The following is a 15,465-nucleotide window of genomic DNA, read 5'->3' as shown; positions in this document are numbered from 1 at the left end:
CGCGGCGGCGCTTTCGTGCGAGACGGAGGCGGCAACCGGCACTTTCGGGGGAGGGAGCCGCCCCGATGCGGTGACTACAGTTCGTGGCATGAAAGCCGATGGACAAGGGCGGCGCGGGTCGTCGGGGCGGGGCGCGCTGCGCGGCCCGTGGCCGGGGCTGCTCCGCGACGCGGGGCTGACCGCGGCACTGGTCTCCTGCGGCGTCGGCGCCGCGGCCACGACCGGAGCCACCGGCCCGGTCTCGGTTTTCCTGCCCCTCCTCGCCCTTGCCGCACTCGCCACCGGCCGCGCCTCGGCGGAGTATCGCCTCGCGCCGCTGTGGCTCGGCGGAACCGTCGTGTGGTTTCTGGCGCGCGCGGCTCTGGAGGCCGAACCGTGGTCGGGGATGGCCGATGCCATCGTCACGGTGATGTTCGGCGTGCTGCCCTGGCTGATCGGCCGCCACCTGCGCCAGCGCAGCGCCTTGCTGCGCGCCGGGTGGCAGCGCGCCGCCTCCCTGGAGCGGGAGCTGGCGGCCGTCTCCGAACAGGAACGGCTGCGCGAGCGTGCGCACATCGCCGAGGAGATGCACGACTCGCTGGGCCACGAGCTGAGCCTGATGGCGGTGCGCGCCGGCGCGCTGGAGGTGGCGCCCGGCCTGGCGGAGGAGGAGTTTCGGCGCGCTGCGGGCGACCTGCGGGAAGGGGCGAACTCGGCGATCGAGGGCCTGCAGGAGATCATCGGCGTGCTCGACGCCACAGACGGCGGGTCTGCGGACATGCCCGGGGCGGGGGCGCAAGGGAGCGCGGCGGCACCGGACGGCGGTCGCGTCCGGGGGGCGGCCGGTGAGGGCGGCACGGGTCCCGCCGGGGACGCCGTTGCCGGCGCGGGAGCCGACGCGGGGGTCGGCTCCCGGGAGAACACCGGGGAGGTGCAGGGGAACGGCGCGCAGCGCTCCGGTGCGGAAGCCCCGGCGGTCCCGGCGGAATCCGCCGACCGCTGCCCGCGCGGCGGTGTCGCCGCCCTGGTGCGGCGGGCCGCGGACGCGGGGATGGAGATCGAGTGGGACGGGCGCGAGCCCGGCGGACCGGAGTCGGTGGCGCGGCTGGCCGAGACCGTGGTGCGCGAGGGGCTGACCAACGCCGCGAAGCATGCGCCGGGGGCGCGCGTGGCGATCACCGTCGAAGCGGGGCCGCGGCGCGGCCGGGCCGTCCTCCGCGGCGCGGCGACGACCGTCGCGGTGGCCAACGAGGCGCCCGGCGGCGCTGCGGCGCCTCCCGCGGCCGGCGGCGGCCGCGGGCTGGCACGGCTCGGCGATCGGGTACGCGATGCCGGCGGCTCGCTGGACGCCGGTCCGCGCGACGACGGTGGCTTCGGTGTCGCGGCGCGCCTGCCGCACCGCTCGGCAGGTGTGTACCCGGCGCGCCGCCGCCCGCGCGAACCGGTGTCGGTGCTGGTGGTGTGCGTCGGTCTGCTGCTGCCGCTGATCGTCGCCTGGTACGCCTACGCCGCCTATCTCGACCGCAACGCCGCGCTCGGCGCCCGGACGTACGCACGGATGACGGTCGGGCAGCAGGAATCCGAGGTCCGCCCCCTGCTGCCCGAGTCGTCGCTGCCCGGCACCGCCCTCATCCCCGGCGCGCTGCGCGGCGCCGTGGGCGGCGACCCGACACCGGCCTGCACCTACTACCGCTCGCGGGTCGGGCCGCCGTGGTCGCCCGCGTTCTACTACCGCGTGTGCTTCCAGGACGGCCGCTTGGTGGCCAAATGCAGCTACAACCGAGCGCGGCTGACCGAGTCCTCCGCGCTGAGCTGCACGGGGTCCGCGGCGTCGCGGGCCACCTCCACCGGCGGCGCCGATACCGGGGACGGCACCGGTGCCGATGCCGGGAAGGGGAATCCATGATCAGGGTGGTGCTGGCCGACGACGAGGCGCTGATCCGGGTGGGTGTGCGCACGATCCTCTCGGCCGACCCCGGCATCGAGGTCGTGGGAGAGGCGGGTACGGGCTCCGCGCTCGTCGCGCTGGTCTCCAAGGAACGCCCCGACGTGGCACTGGTCGACATCCGGATGCCGGGCGGCGACGGCCTCAGCGCGATCGCCGAGTTGCGCCGGGTCTCCCCCGGCACCGCCGTGGCGATGCTGACCACCTTCGGCAAGGACGACTACGTGGTCCGCGCGCTGGGCGAGGGCGCGAGCGGGTTCCTGCTCAAGGCGGGCGACCCGCGCGAGCTGATCGCCGGCGTGCGCACCGTCGCGGCCGGGGGCGCGTGCCTGTCGCCGAAGCTGGCCCGGCGGCTGGCCGACCGCCTGGCCCGGGAACCCGAGCCCGCCGACTCCGCGGCCGCGGCGACCCGCCGCCTGGAGGCGCTCAGCCCCCGCGAACGCGACGTGCTGGCGCTCATCGGCGAAGGGTTGTCCAACGCCGCCATCGCCCGGCGCCTGCATCTGGCCGAGGACACCGTGAAGACCCACGTCAGCTCGGTGCTGACGCGCCTGGACGCCGACAACCGCGTCCAGGCGGCGATAGCGGCCTACCAGGCGGGCCTGGTGCGCGGGTGAGGCGGGCAACGGCGCCGGGGCGGGAACCGTACCCCCACGCCGGCCGGCGCCTGTCCGTGATGCACCCGAGACCCGTGGTAACGCCGATTCGCACGACTGGGGCCCGGCTGTAGCTTGTCCCGACCGGTGGCCGAAGACGGCCGGCGCGGCACAGGAAAGCGAGGTGGGGGCCGATGCGCGGCACCGAGCGGGTGATCGCGGCCGCGGCGGCCGCGGCGGTGCTGTCCATGGCGGGCTGTGCGGACGGCGGCGACGACCCGGGCGGGCCCCCGTCCACCCGGCCGCCCACGCAGGACGCGGGCGGCAGCACCGCGCCCTCGCCCGAGCAGGCGTCCAAGGGCGGCATGAACGGCGTCTGGGAGTCCAGGGTCGCCGACAGCGGGATCTCCACCCTGGTCGTGGAGGGCGACCAGGTGCGCACTGAGGGTGCGACGGCCTGCCCCGGCACCCTCACGCCCGCGGAATCGGGCAGTACCGCGCGGATCCGCCTCGACTGCGACCCGCCCGACCCCGGGCACGAGTCGGGGACGGCCGTGCTGAACGCCGAGGACGACCACCTCATCGTCAACTGGGAGGGCTCCGACGGGATCCCGGAAAGCTTCGCCCGGACTTCGCAGGAGCCGGACATCGACGAGTGAGCGGAGTCCTCGGCCGACCGCGGCCCTTCTACCGCGGTGCCGCCGGCTGTCGGCCTTCCCACTCCAGCAGGCGGCCGCCCTCGACGAGCATCTGCCGGACCGCGCCGACCATCCAGATGATCGTGAACGCGATGACGGTGACGTTCTTGGCGGCCAGCAGCACCGCCCAGTAGGTGTCCTCGGCCGAGGCGGGCAGCCACAGGGGGACGATCCGCTCGGGGATGACGTCGAAGACCACGGTGAAGCCGAGCAGCAGTACGACCTGGATCAGCAGGCTCGGCCACCGACGGGCGAGGAACGCCTTGATGCGGCGTCCGGCGCGCAGGTGGCTCCAGGAGCGGACCCGCTCGTCGCGCAGGATGGCGAGGCGGATGAGGAGGACGACCAGGAGCAATCGCGTGCCTTCGGCGATCACCTCCAGGGCGATGTGCGCGGGTGCGGAGAGTCCCTCACCCCACAGCGCGACGGCGAAACGGGCGGCCGCGGGGATCAGCGAGATCCCCACTACCAGGGCGAGGTGCCGGACGTAGAAGTCCAGTGCCCAGCGCGGGACCTCCAGGGCGAGGCGCGCGTTGGCCGGGGGCTGCGGCCCGGGGGCGGTGTGCTCTGTCATGGGCCCTCCGATCGGGGCTCGTGATCGAGGCGAATTATTTTAGTTCATTAAACTAAATCATTCAGTAAACTAAAGCAATACTCCGGCACTCCGACTCAGAGGGCAGAATCGAGGGGTGATGGACGCCGACACCGAACCCGGCCCCGACCGCGGCAGCGCAGGCGCCGACCTGGGGTGGCGGTTGAGCACGGCCGTCGTGCTCTTCCACGAGGCCGTCGGGCAGCGGTTGGGGCTGCGCGCGCTCGACCACCGCGCACTCGGGCTGATCGAGCGGGAGGGACCGCTCACCGCCGGAGGCTTGGCCGACATGACCGGGCTGACCCCCGGCGCCGTCACCGGGCTCGTGGACCGACTGCGCCGGCACGGGTACGTGCAGCGCACCCCCGACCCCGCCGACCGGCGGCGCATCCTCATCTCGGTGGACACAGCAACGCGCCCCGACTTCGCGGGCGCCTTCACGGGCCTCGCCGGGGCGATGTCGGAGCTGCTGGCCGGGTACGACGACACCGAGCTGGCAGCGATCGAGGACTACGTCCGCAACACCATCGAAATCCTGAACGCCGAGACCCGCCGCCTCGCCGCGCCCGGCGGCGACGGCGCCCCCAGCGGCGACAAGTGAACCGCGACGGCGGGACCGGGTCGTGACGCCGTCCACATCCGCGACGAACCGAGCGCACCGAGCACGCGGCGGCACACGCCGAGCGGAGACGGCCCCGATGCGGCGATTCCGCACCGACGGGCGGCTCAACGTCTACAGCACCGACGTCGATCTGCTCTTCCAGCACTACGGCGTGCTGGCGTCGAGGCTGGGCGCCGCCGGGGTGGCACCGCCCGCCACGGTGCTCGGGGTGGCACGCCTGGCGCTCCCCGGCCTGATGGTCGAGATCGAGGGCACCGCCGTAGCGTGATGCGGCCTCGCCGCCTCTGGCAGGGCTGCCGGAGGCGGCACGGGCAGTGGGCAGCCTCTGAACTCGGCGCCGCCGCAGTGCCGAGTGTTCGGGAATGCCGTGCTCAGAACACCAGCGGTAGCTCCTTGACCCCGGTCATGCTCAGGCTCGGCAGGAACTTGGGCAGCCGGTCCGGGTCTCTGCGCAGGTTCGGGAAGCGGTCCAGCAGGATGTTCAGCGCCACCCTGCCCTCCAGTCTCGCCAGTGGCGCGCCGATGCAGAAGTGTGCTCCGCGGCCGAACGCCAGGTGCGGGTTCGGGTCGCGGGTCGGGTCGAAGATGTCGGGATCGGTGAAGTACTTCGGATCCCGGTTCGCCACGCCGAGGAAGGTCACGACCAAGGCGTCGGCGGGGATGCGCTCGCCGCCGAGTTCGGTCTCGGCCGTGGTGGCCCGCGCCGTGCCCGCGAACGGGCTGTAGTACCGCAGCGCCTCCTCGATCGCCCGGGGGACCATACTCCGGTCCGCGCGGACCCGGGCGAACCACTCCGGATTGGTGTCCAGGGCCAGGATGGAGTTGCCCAGCAGCATCGTGGTGGTGATGTGGCCGGCGATCAGGAGAACGTTGGAGAAGTTCACCGCTTCGTCGTCGCTGAGGTGTTCACCGTCCACTTCAGCCTGAACCAGCTTGGTGATCAGGTCTTCGCGGGGATTCCTCCGGCGGTCCTCGACGTGTTCGCGCAGGTAGTCGGAAAGCTTCGAGACCTTCTGCATCGCCTCCTGGAGCTGCTGCCGCTGGTCTTCGGAGGGGTCGGCGAAGGAGAACTCCTGCGTGCTCTCCATCAGCGCGCTTCCCCACTCCCGGAACTTCTCCCGGTCCGAGCTCGGCACTCCGAGGAGTTCGGCGATGACGATGACCGGAAGCGGATAGGCCAGGTCCTCGACCAACTCCATCCGGTGGCCGTCGACCGCGTCGAGCAGCTCGCCGGTCAGCTCCGCGATGCGCGGTTCCAGGTCCGCCACCACCTTCGGGGTGAAGGCATGGCTGATCAGACCGCGGAGCTTCTTGTGCTCCGGCGCGTCCATCTGGATGAGGTTTCCCTCGCTGAAGTCCTCCTGGCCCTCCAGCATCTCCTGGGGGATGACGCGCTGGGTGTTCGAGGAGAACGTCGCGGGGTTCGCCAAGACGTGCTGGACCTCCTGGTAGCCGTAGACACACCAGATCCCGGCCTCCGGGTCGTAGCTCACCGGGGCTTCCGGCGCCTGGCCGCGTAGCCAGAACTGCGCCTCGTGGACTCCCCAATCGTCGGCTATGGAAGTCACGTATCGTCACCCTTCGCTAGGTCGTAGAGAGATATCCGCTTGCCAGGCGAGAAACCGGGCACGCGGAAATCCGGGGTCGGCCATCGCCTATAAAGCCGATGAATCGCGCGGGACCCTCGCTGCCGCGCGGTAATTAGCACACGGATATTCGGGTCCGTGCGGAAGAGCGCTAGCCCCCGGGCCGCTACGCTCCGGGCTTGCGCGCGGTGACGCGTTCGACGATCCCCAGCTTGAGCCGCTTCTGGTACTCGATGAGGAATCCGGCCTGCTTGACGAGCGGGAGCGGCCTGCGGGTCTGGTAATCGCCGCACTGGCGCAGCATCGACTTTTCGAGCAGGCGCTGCCACAAGAAGATCAGCCGGTGGTGACTGCCCACGTGGTCGAGCAGCAGGAGCTGCCCGCCAGGCCGCAGCACGCGGTACATCTCGGCGATCACCTCCCGTTCGTCGGGCACGCTGCACAGGCCGAGAGTGCAGACGAGCGTGTCGAAGGAGCCGTCCGGAAACGGCAGCGCGTGCGCCTCTCCTTCCCGCAATTCGACCTCTCGGCCCAAGGCCTCCGCACGCTCCCGGGCCTGGTCCAGCATGGCCGGGCTCAGGTCGATCCCGGTCACCGAGACCCCGTCGGGGTAGAACTCCAGATTCCGGCCGGAGCCGATGGCGACCTCAAGGACGTCGCCCTCCTTGACCTGGCCGCACACCCAGGAACGCCCGTCGTCGAGCAGCATGCGTTCGAGCATCGCGATGTCGCGGTCGTAGCGGGGCGCGTATTCCTGCCACAGTCGGCGGAGCCGCTCGTTCGCCTCGGTCACCTCGGTCACGTCGTCTCCCCTCGTCGATCAGCCCTGCGCCCGCTCGGGCCGCAACGCGTCCGCTTACCGCGGGCTCTACGCGCACCGGAGGCGGTTTCATCAGGGCAGCGGACCGGCCGGACCCGCTTCGAGGCAGCAGAGTGCCAGAAAGCCGGGTAAACGACCATGTTCGTACGTCCATATTCGCGACGACTCCGCCGCAAGCGGCCCCTTCGATCGCCTTCTGGCCGATAGCGGACAGGCCGTTTCTCATCGATGTACGTTCGGTCCCCCAGCTTCCTCTTGCCCGGCACGTTTTCCCCGATACGGCACCGACGGCGATCGGAATGTCCAATGCGGACCTCCGTCCCGAGCGACGGTAGCCCGAATTCTTCCCAGCGGAAAGGAAACCCCCTGGCCGCTTCCGGACAAGCTTACTGACCGGTTCCGGCCAGGCCCCTGGCCGTTTCCGGCCAAGCTCGCCGTCGCGCGCGTATTCCTTAGTCCGCGCGGCGGCCCATAAACCCCCGACAGAGCGTCGAACCGCACCCCATTGCGCCCTGCCCAGCGAAAACACAGTTGTGGCGCGGCAATTCACGGTGGGTCGGGACTTTGCTTGACAGCATGATCCCCGTCGGTAAAGATCGGCGGTCGAGAGTCAGCTGTCGTGGATATGTGATTCTCAATTGGGGGGAAGCCATTGCCTGGGGACGTCAGCACGCCTGAGTTACAGCGAATAGCGGACCTGGTCTCTCCGTACGGCCTCGTGTCCCGCACCGCGGGCCTGCCGGTCGCCGACGGGGACCCGGACTTCGCCGTCCGCGTTTCGAGCATCGGCGACCCGTCGAAGGTGCTGGGCGGGCTTCAGGGCTGGAGCGACGACGCTGATGTGGGCAACATCGACGGTGTCGGCAGTGCACTGACCGGTGAGCGGGCCGGACTGGTCTCGATCGCCGAGGCTCTCGAACGCTATTCGAGCTGCTCCTGGCACGACGAGGACTTTCTCGTCGCCGCAGAGGACGACCTCGCCGAGCAGACCGAGGAGTTCGTCTCCCCCGCACGGTGGCCCCGGTGTTCGGCGCGTGAGTTCGCACGTGACGACTGCGGTCTGGTCCCCTACGACCCGGCCGTCCCGATCAGGTGGGTCCGGGCGTGGTCGCTCACCCGGCGGCGCCCCGTCCTCGTGCCGGCCATCGCGGTGTACCTGCACATGGCACCGCAGTCACCGTCGGAACACTTCACCCGGGGGATCACCACGGGAGCGGCCGTTCACTCCGACCTTGGCAGCGCGGTGCTCGGCGGACTCCTCGAAGTCGTGGAGCGGGACGCGCTCTCGCTCGCGTGGTTGCAGCGCCTGCGGCTGCCGCGACTGTCGGTCGATCCCGACGATCTCAAGCCGCTCGCGCGCAGCTACCACGCGAGGGGAACCGCACGTCACCTCGAAGTCCGCCTCTTCGACGCGACGACGGACTTCGGTGTGCCCGTTGTGTATGCCGTGCAGCTCTCGCCCAACGAAGACCGGCTGGCCCAGATCGTCTGCGCGACGTGCGATCTCGATCCGCAGCAGGCGGTGGCCAAGATCTACCGCGAGCTTGCCTCCGTGCGGGTGGCCCTGCGCGATCGCGTCGGCCGCCGGCCCGTGCGGCGACCCGACGACAGAACCGTCAGCGTGACAGGTTCGGCGGCCTACAACGCTTCGGCCGAGCGCCGGGACGCCTTCCGGCACCTGCTGGAAGGCGAGCGGACGCTGCGGGGACTCGACGAGCTGCCCGACCTGTCCGCCGACCCGGACCCGCTGGCGACCGCGGTCTCCAAGGCGGCCGCGCGGGGCGCCGAGGTCCTCGTCGCCGACATCACCACGGACGAGGCGCGCCAGGTCGGCATGCACGCCGTCAAGGTGCTGGTACCCGAGGCCGTCCCCCTCTCGTTCATTCACGGCGAGCGCTACCTCGGTACGCCCAGGCTCTACGCCGCGCCGACGGCGATGGGCTACGAGAGCCACGGCGAAGAGTCACTGAATCCGGAACCGCAGCCGGCTGCGTAGCGGCCGAGTAGATGGGGGATCGAGCACGTGCTGTTCGAGCAGTCGGTGGACTGTCTGTACTTGGTGCGGGACGCGTTCGGCGAGCAGTACGCCGACGCCTACCCGACGGGGGCATCGATCCGGGTCACCGGCAGCGGGCTGCCCGACGACGTCCGGCTGTCGCGCTCCGCGATGATCGCGGCCGTGCACTCCGGGCGGGACGAAGAACTGCGTGACGCGCTGGACGGGCTCGGGTTCGAACGGGGCGTCCCGACCGTGGGGGTCGAGCTACTCCCTACGCGGATCGTGTGCGGTCCGGCCGTGATCCCCGGAGCCACGGCCTGCTACTCCTGCTACCTGCGGCGCATCGAGCAGCACCGGGATGCCGCGCAGGCCGGCGACGTGGGCGAGGCGACTCGCGGCCTGCCGGAGGGATTCGGCCGGATGCACCTCGCCGTCGCGCACGGTCTGCTGACGCTGGCTACGGCCGAGCTCCGCACGGGTCCGGAAGGGATCGGCGGCACGGTACGGACCTACGACCTGGTCTCCGGGGTGCTGACGACCGCGTCGACGGTGGCGGTGGATCGCTGTGCGCGGTGCGGTGCCCGCTGGGACGGACTGCGGAACGGCGTCGGCGCGATGGCCGGTCTCACGTGAGGTTTCCGCTGCGGATGAGGAGTGCAACCGATGGGTGCTGAGCTGAGGGCGGAGACCCTGGGACGGGTCGCGCGCCGGGACAAGCAGATCGCCGTCCCCGTCCGGCCCGCTCTACGCAAGGGCGTTCGGCTTCGCCGATCCGGCGACACCGTGATGCTCGACGGCGCGGACAAACGCCAGGTTTTCACCGGCGAGTTCGCGCGCGAGCGTCTCGGCCGGCTGGCTGCCGCCTGTGACGGAACGGCCACGCATGCCGATCTCGCCGCCGCGACGGAACTCGACGAGGCGGTCGTGCACAAGTCGTTGGCTCTGCTGTGGGCGTCAGGGGCCGTGGAAGAGGGCGCCGGGGCCGACGACCATCCGGCGGCACCACCCGAGCTCGCCTGCCTGCTGTCGCGGCTCGGCAACTCCACCGGAGTGAATCCGTCCTGGACCGACGCCGCGGCGAGACTCGATCGCGCCTGCGTCCTCGTCGCCGGCGACGCCGCCTTGGCGAAGGCCGCGGTCGACTGCCTGGACGGCGTGTGCGAGGTGGTCGACGACATCGATCGGCTGCCGGTCGGCGACGACGCCCTCGTGGTCTTCTTCGAGACCCGGCGGTCCCGGCCCGAGCTGGCCGAGCTGCAGCGCCGCTGCTGGCTGGAGAAGCGGTCCCTGCTGCGTGTCCGGGCCGACGGCACTTCGATGACCCTGGGGCCGTACGTGGACCCCGCCTTCTCCCCGTGCCTGGACTGCGGCGTGTCGGGAGAGGACGAGGTGTCCGACGATCCGCCTCGGCACTCGCACGACCTCGTCGCCGGCCTCGTCGCCCACCACGTGCTCGCGCTCTTCTCGCGGTCGGTCCGGACCTACCTGCCGCTGGACGCGGGCATCGTCGACCTGACCACCCTGTCGACGCGGTACCGCCCGAGCGCCACTCGCCCCGGGTGCCCCACCTGCTCGTTCAGCGAGGGCCCCACGGCGCCCGTGCCGCCGTTCAGCGCGACCTACGAGGCGTCGGTGGCGCTGCCGGTGCGCAGGTTTCTGGATCCCGGAGGGCATCTGGCCCACTTCCAGTCCTCGAACATCAAGCTTCAGCGGGAGTTCCGGGAGTGGCCCAGCTGCCCGCGGGTGGCGCTGCCCGAAGCGGACGTGTCGAGATTGGCCGGAGAGCCGGCGCGGGCCGCGGAGCGGGCGGAGCTCGGTCGGCCCGACGTGGCCCTCATGCTCGCGGTCGCCTTCGGGTTGCGCGAGCAGTCCGAAGGATGGGTGCAGCGGTGGACCGCGGCCGGCGGGAACATCGGTTCAGCGACGGCCTACGTGGTGAGCCGCGACGAGGCCGTGCTGCCCGTGGGCGCCTACGCGTATCGCGAGCAGGACCACCACCTCGCCCGGCTCTCCACCGACCCCCTGCCCGGTGAGAAGCCGGTGCTGCTGGTCGTCACCGCCAACCTCAAGAAGATGGCCGCGAAATACGGCACGTTCGGGCTCCGGCTCGCGTTCTGCGACGGCGGCTGCGCGCTGTCCGCCGCCCGGAGGGTCGCCGACCACCTGAACCTGGACTTCTCCCTCGTCAAGGACTGGGACGACCACTTGCTGAGTGAGTACCTGGGTCTCTCCCCCGCTGAGGAACCCGTCACCGCAGTCATGGAGGTGGGCTGACACATGCGATCCGACTCATCGGTGATGCAGCCGCTGCTCGATACCTTCGCCTCTCGCGTCCGTACGAGCGACGGCCTCGCGGAAGCCCGGTCGCCGGCCCCGTTCGCCGACGCCGTGCCCGTGGCCGTCGAGGAACAGGAGGCGGCGCCCGGCCTGCCTCGCGATCTGCGCGACACGCTGCAGGCGCGCCGGTCGTCCTTGCAGTACGGGGACAGACCCGTGCGCACCGACTTGGTCCTGGGCCTCCTGCAACGGGCGCTGTCACGTGATTCCGGCGACTGGGAACTCGACGACGGCACCGGCCCACTGGAGGCGTTCGTTTTCGCGCTGCGCAGCGAACAGAAGCCGGCCGGGATCTACCGGGTCACCGCTCGGGAGTCGTCCTTCATCGCCGCCGCCTCGGCCGTCGGAGATCCGGAACGCCTGGGTGTCCAGCGCGAGTTCGCGGACGCGGGCGGGATCGTCAGCGTCTGCGCCGACCTCGACCGCGCGGACTCGTGGGGAGGTTCGCACGGCTACCGGCTGTGCGTGGTGCGCGCCTCCATGGCCCTCTACGACTTCCACCTCCGATGCCAGTCGAACGGGCTCGTCGGCACCATGTTCGGCGGATTCATCGGCTCGGCCGTGCGGAACCTGATCCAGAGCGACGGTGTGACCCGGCACCCGCTGCTCGCCGCGACTTATGCCCACCCGGTATCCCGACCGCAGCGCGACGGAAGTGAGTGAGTCGATGTCCAACGAGGGTGAGTCGCCGACCGCCGGCGTCGTCCTCGCTCGCCCGGATGTGTCCGCGCTGCGGACGAAGCACGGAGCGTGGATCGGCGTCGGCGCCGGGTCCTTCACGGTCAAGGGCGCGGCCGCCTACGAGGTGGTCTCGAAGCTGCTGGGCGGCTCGGACGGCAGTCGCACCGGCCCGCAACTGGTGGACGACTTCCCGGCCGGGTCGCGGGCGGCGGTGTCGCGCGTGCTCGACGCGCTCGTCACTCACCGGTGCGTCACCGTCCTCGACGCGCCGATGTCCCACCAGGTCGCTGTCAAAGGCCCGGCGTCGGAGTGGCTGCTCGCGTACTTCGCGCAGCTGACGACCGAACCCGTGCGCGCGCTGGACCGCGTTCTGGCCACCACCCTCCACCTGTACGGCCGCCCCGCCTGGCTCAGCCGCCTGCGCGGACTCCTGGACGCCGCCCCGCTGTTCGGACTGCGGACCGAGTTCCACACGATCTCCGACGAGGACCGGGTGCCGCAGTGGGAGGATGCCGATCTGGTCGTCGTCGATGCGGACGGCCTCTCCTACGAGCGCACCGTGCGGCTCCAGGACGAACTGCTGGAGCGCGGGGTGCCGCACGGCATCGTCGGCGAGGTAGGCGGGCGCCGCTGGATCATCTGGTCCGATGACAGGGTGACCGGCTGCTGGGACTGCCTGAACCGATACGCCCGCACGACCCGGTCGGCCGCTCCGGCCGAAACCGCGCCGACGGCACCGGACGACAGCGCTGCGGCCGCGCTGATACACGCCGTCTACCGACGCAGCGCCGGGCTCGCCGACCACGCGGCGGCAGCGGTATCCGTCTCCCACGAATCGGGCCTGCCGACGGTGAAAACGCATCCGGCGTGGGCGGCCGCGGGCTGCCGCTGCCATCGGGCGGTGGTGCCGCCGGTCACCGGCGACGAGCGCGACGACCAGGGTGACGAGCCGGTCCGCAGGAACATCGTCAGTCCCGAAGACGACAGTCGACTGGACGACGTACACGAGCGGATCATCGGCACCCTGGCCGGCTGGACCGACGGGTTCGCGGGCCCCTTCCGATACCTGGACGGTGGTGACCTGCCCCAAGTCCCCTTCGGACAGGCGCAGGCCACCGTCCTCGTGGGGCTTGCCGAGAAGTGCCGGGTCCGCGAGCTCACCGCCGCCGTGCTGTCGTCCCGGGAGGCCCTGTACCAGGCGGCACTCAACGCTCTGGAGATGTTCGCGGCGCAGCCCGGCGGGCCGCTGCCGGACATAGGCGCCGGATGGACGCTGGACGAGGCGGTCTACCGTGCCCTGCTGCGGCGATCGATGTCGTGGGCCGTCGACGACGCCGAGTGGGTGCGGCTGTCCGAGGACGATCTGGGACACGGCGAATGCGCCGCGTTCAGCCGGTACATCCGGCACTCCGTCGGCCGCTCCCGCGGCGGGGAGGCACCGCAGTGGATCGGCACGCGCCTGGCGAACGGCATCTACCGGGTCCGCGGGCGCGCCGCCGACGGGAGCCTGGTCGCCCACGGGGCGGGCGCCTGCTACGCGGAGGCGGTCTGCACGGCGATGCTCGCTCTGGTCAACGACGCCGACGCCCTGGTCCCGCTCAACCCGCACTTCCGCACCTGGGCCGAGCTGTGGCGGCACGTCGCACGACCGGAGTGTGTCGAGGTGACCGAACGAACGCTGCCCTTCGCACGAGGCGAGGTCCGACTGGTGGAGGTCCCGTGAGTACCCCAACGCAGACGCCGCTCGCCGCCGACCTGGTCTCCGCCCTGGCGGCCGACACCGACGCACCGGCGCCCGCCGAGGTGCTCCTCGGCCCGCTCACCGGCCCCGCGCGGGTTCGGGCCGACGAAAGCGGGGCGGGCCGGGGCTTGGCGGTGCTGTTCTGGTGCGGCAGTGTCCACGTTCTGGCCTACGACGTGGCACACGAACGCGACGGCGGATGCCCGCGGTGCCTGGCCTGGTTCCTCACCAGGAACGTCGACTCCGCCGAAGCGGCGTTCGAGGAGCCGTCCGAGGCCGGATCCGCGGGAGCCGTGCGCAGCCACGCGCTCTGGCAGCAGGTCGGTCCGGCGTTGCGGACGGTCGTCACCCGCACCGCGGCGCTGCTCCTGCGCGAGACCTCCCCCGCCGGCACGCTCGCCACGGTCGACCGGGCCGACGGCGCGGTGCGGCGAGGACACGTACCGCCGAGAACGGGTTGCCCGGCACGCCGGGCCGCGACGGCCAGGACCACGTTGGCGTTCGGCTCCGCACCCGAGCTGCTCGAGAAGTCCGGCACAACGCTGCGGGCCCGGCGTCCGCTGCCCCCGACCATCACGACCGACTACCTGGGGCCGCACTCGCTGTTCCGGGAGCCGCTCGCCGACCTCGACGGCCCGCTGCCCCAGGCGCAGGTTGGCCTGCCGCTGGGAAACGGCGTCCTGGAGCCCGGGATCGGGCGGTCCCGGAGCTTCGCCAAGAGCAGGAGGACCGCGGTGCTGGAGGGCCTGGAGCGCCACACCGGCTTCTGCCACCAACCGGCCGAGGGCACCGTGGAGGCCTCGCTCGCGGAGTTGGGCGACAGGGCCGTCGATCCCCGCACCCTCGGGTATCACTCCGCCGAGCAGTACGCGCGGGACGACTTCCCGTGGGCGCCCTTGGGGCCGGCCGAATCGGTGGAATGGGTTCCAATCACGCCGCTCGGCGACGGCCCTGCCCGCTACCTCCCCGAGGTCGCACTGTCGTGGGTGCGCCGCGCCGGCACCCGCAAGCCGTTCTTCTACGACACGTCGAACGGTTTCGCGCTGGGCCAGAGCCACGAGGAAGCGACCCTGCACGGGCTCTTCGAAATCGTGGAACGGGACGCGTTCCTGCTCACGTGGTACCGCCGGCTGCTCCTGCCCGAGCTCGCGCTGGGACCGGCCGACGGCGACATCAGGGAGCTGATGGAGCGCGTCGAGGTGGTCACCGGATTCCGCGTCCGTCTTTTCTGGGCGACGTTGGACATCGAGGTGCCGGTCGTGCTGGCACTCGCCCAGCGCGACGCGGACTCGGGCCCCTGCACTCTGGTATCGACCGCGGCCGGCCTGTACCCGCGGGCGGCAGCCGAATCGGCCATCTTCGAGGTGTCGGCGCGCGTGGCCTCGATCAGGCACGTGTTCGACGACGACCCGGTGCACCGGGAGCGGCTTGCGAAGGACTTCGACTCGCTGGTCGACATGGACGACCACAGTCTGCTCGGCGCCTTGCCGCAGTCGCGGGAGTGGTTCGCGTTCCTGACGAGTCCGGACAGGCCCGAGATGAGCCTCGCCTCGGCGGCCGCGGAAGCCCCCGAGTTCGACACGCTCGACAAGGATCTGGACTACGTGCGAGCGCAGATCGAGGCCGCCGGAAGTCACGCCTACGCCGCCGATGTCACCACACCGGAGCTGCACCGGAGCGGTCTGGTGTGCACGCGCAGCTTCGTCCCGGGATGCCTGCCGATGACATTCGGGCACGCGACCCGGCGGCTTGAGGGACTGCCGCGGCTCCACAGCGGGGCGCTCCCCTATGCCTCGCAGCTGCTCGCAGGCCAGAGTCCGGCGGACGTTCCGCCCCACCCCTTTGCGTAGTCCGCTGGCAAGAGAAGGA

The 15,465-nt window shown here is 71.5% G+C and carries 13 protein-coding genes and 1 pseudogene; 11 read left to right on the top strand and 3 right to left on the bottom strand.

Going from position 1 to position 15,465, the window contains the following annotated elements; genetic code table 11:
• Nucleotides 1-88 precede the first annotated feature (88 nt).
• From EKD16_RS06155 to EKD16_RS06145, 3 genes are all read left to right on the top strand, one after another.
• Nucleotides 89-1,885: a sensor histidine kinase gene (locus EKD16_RS06155; protein WP_131097496.1), complete on the top strand. Its 1,797-nt coding sequence runs from the start codon at nt 89-91 to the stop codon at nt 1,883-1,885.
• Nucleotides 1,882-2,541 (top strand): response regulator, encoded by a 660-nt coding sequence (locus tag EKD16_RS06150; protein WP_131097495.1) that lies wholly within the window; start codon nt 1,882-1,884, stop codon nt 2,539-2,541. Before EKD16_RS06155 ends, EKD16_RS06150 begins: the two co-directional genes overlap by 4 nt.
• Before the next feature lie 173 nt (nt 2,542-2,714).
• On the top strand, nt 2,715-3,179 hold the full coding sequence (locus tag EKD16_RS06145) for a hypothetical protein (protein WP_131097494.1): 465 nt from the start codon (nt 2,715-2,717) through the stop codon (nt 3,177-3,179).
• 28 nt (nt 3,180-3,207) lie between these two features.
• Here EKD16_RS06145 and EKD16_RS06140 read toward each other — a convergent pair whose 3' ends face one another.
• Nucleotides 3,208-3,792: a hypothetical protein gene (locus EKD16_RS06140; protein ID WP_131097493.1), complete on the bottom strand. Its 585-nt coding sequence runs from the start codon at nt 3,790-3,792 to the stop codon at nt 3,208-3,210.
• Between the two features lie 118 nt (nt 3,793-3,910).
• Between EKD16_RS06140 and EKD16_RS06135 the strand changes: the two genes are divergently transcribed.
• Together EKD16_RS06135 and EKD16_RS06130 are read left to right on the top strand one after the other, a co-directional pair.
• Complete coding sequence (locus EKD16_RS06135) at nt 3,911-4,411, top strand: MarR family winged helix-turn-helix transcriptional regulator (protein WP_131102108.1); 501 nt, start codon at nt 3,911-3,913, stop codon at nt 4,409-4,411.
• Between the two features lie 121 nt (nt 4,412-4,532).
• Nucleotides 4,533-4,700: pseudogene (locus EKD16_RS06130) on the top strand (RidA family protein); the annotation flags it as partial.
• A 103-nt stretch (nt 4,701-4,803) separates the two neighbouring features.
• Here EKD16_RS06130 and EKD16_RS06125 read toward each other — a convergent pair.
• Both EKD16_RS06125 and EKD16_RS06120 read right to left on the bottom strand, forming a co-directional pair.
• Nucleotides 4,804-6,000, bottom strand: a complete 1,197-nt coding sequence (locus tag EKD16_RS06125) for a cytochrome P450 (protein ID WP_165498505.1) — start codon at nt 5,998-6,000, stop codon at nt 4,804-4,806.
• Nucleotides 6,001-6,184: 184 nt separating this feature from the next.
• On the bottom strand, nt 6,185-6,820 hold the full coding sequence (locus EKD16_RS06120; protein ID WP_242677256.1) for a class I SAM-dependent methyltransferase: 636 nt from the start codon (nt 6,818-6,820) through the stop codon (nt 6,185-6,187).
• Between the two features lie 736 nt (nt 6,821-7,556).
• Between EKD16_RS06120 and EKD16_RS06115 the strand changes: the two genes are divergently transcribed.
• The 6 genes from EKD16_RS06115 to EKD16_RS06090 are packed head-to-tail and all read left to right on the top strand — an operon-like array spanning nt 7,557 to nt 15,446.
• Nucleotides 7,557-8,834 carry a YcaO-like family protein gene (locus tag EKD16_RS06115; RefSeq protein ID WP_242677255.1) on the top strand — a complete coding sequence of 426 codons (1,278 nt, stop codon included), beginning with the start codon at nt 7,557-7,559 and terminating at the stop codon, nt 8,832-8,834.
• 27 nt (nt 8,835-8,861) lie between these two features.
• Nucleotides 8,862-9,470: a cyclodehydratase gene (locus tag EKD16_RS06110; protein ID WP_131097492.1), complete on the top strand. Its 609-nt coding sequence runs from the start codon at nt 8,862-8,864 to the stop codon at nt 9,468-9,470.
• A 30-nt stretch (nt 9,471-9,500) separates the two neighbouring features.
• Complete coding sequence (locus EKD16_RS06105) at nt 9,501-11,111, top strand: tpaE (protein WP_131097491.1); 1,611 nt, start codon at nt 9,501-9,503, stop codon at nt 11,109-11,111.
• A gap of 3 nt (nt 11,112-11,114) precedes the next feature.
• On the top strand, nt 11,115-11,837 hold the full coding sequence (locus tag EKD16_RS06100) for a nitroreductase family protein (RefSeq protein WP_131097490.1): 723 nt from the start codon (nt 11,115-11,117) through the stop codon (nt 11,835-11,837).
• A 4-nt stretch (nt 11,838-11,841) separates the two neighbouring features.
• Complete coding sequence (locus EKD16_RS06095) at nt 11,842-13,578, top strand: hypothetical protein (RefSeq protein ID WP_131097489.1); 1,737 nt, start codon at nt 11,842-11,844, stop codon at nt 13,576-13,578.
• Nucleotides 13,575-15,446, top strand: a complete 1,872-nt coding sequence (locus EKD16_RS06090) for a YcaO-like family protein (protein ID WP_131097488.1) — start codon at nt 13,575-13,577, stop codon at nt 15,444-15,446. The genes EKD16_RS06095 and EKD16_RS06090 overlap by 4 nt, the downstream gene beginning before the upstream one ends.
• Nucleotides 15,447-15,465: the final 19 nt, after the last annotated feature.

Origin of the sequence: Streptomonospora litoralis (assembly GCF_004323735.1) — a bacterium.
Classification (GTDB): domain Bacteria; phylum Actinomycetota; class Actinomycetes; order Streptosporangiales; family Streptosporangiaceae; genus Streptomonospora; species Streptomonospora litoralis.
Note: the sequence above shows the minus strand (reverse complement) of the source record. Positions and strands in the feature narration are given on the sequence as shown.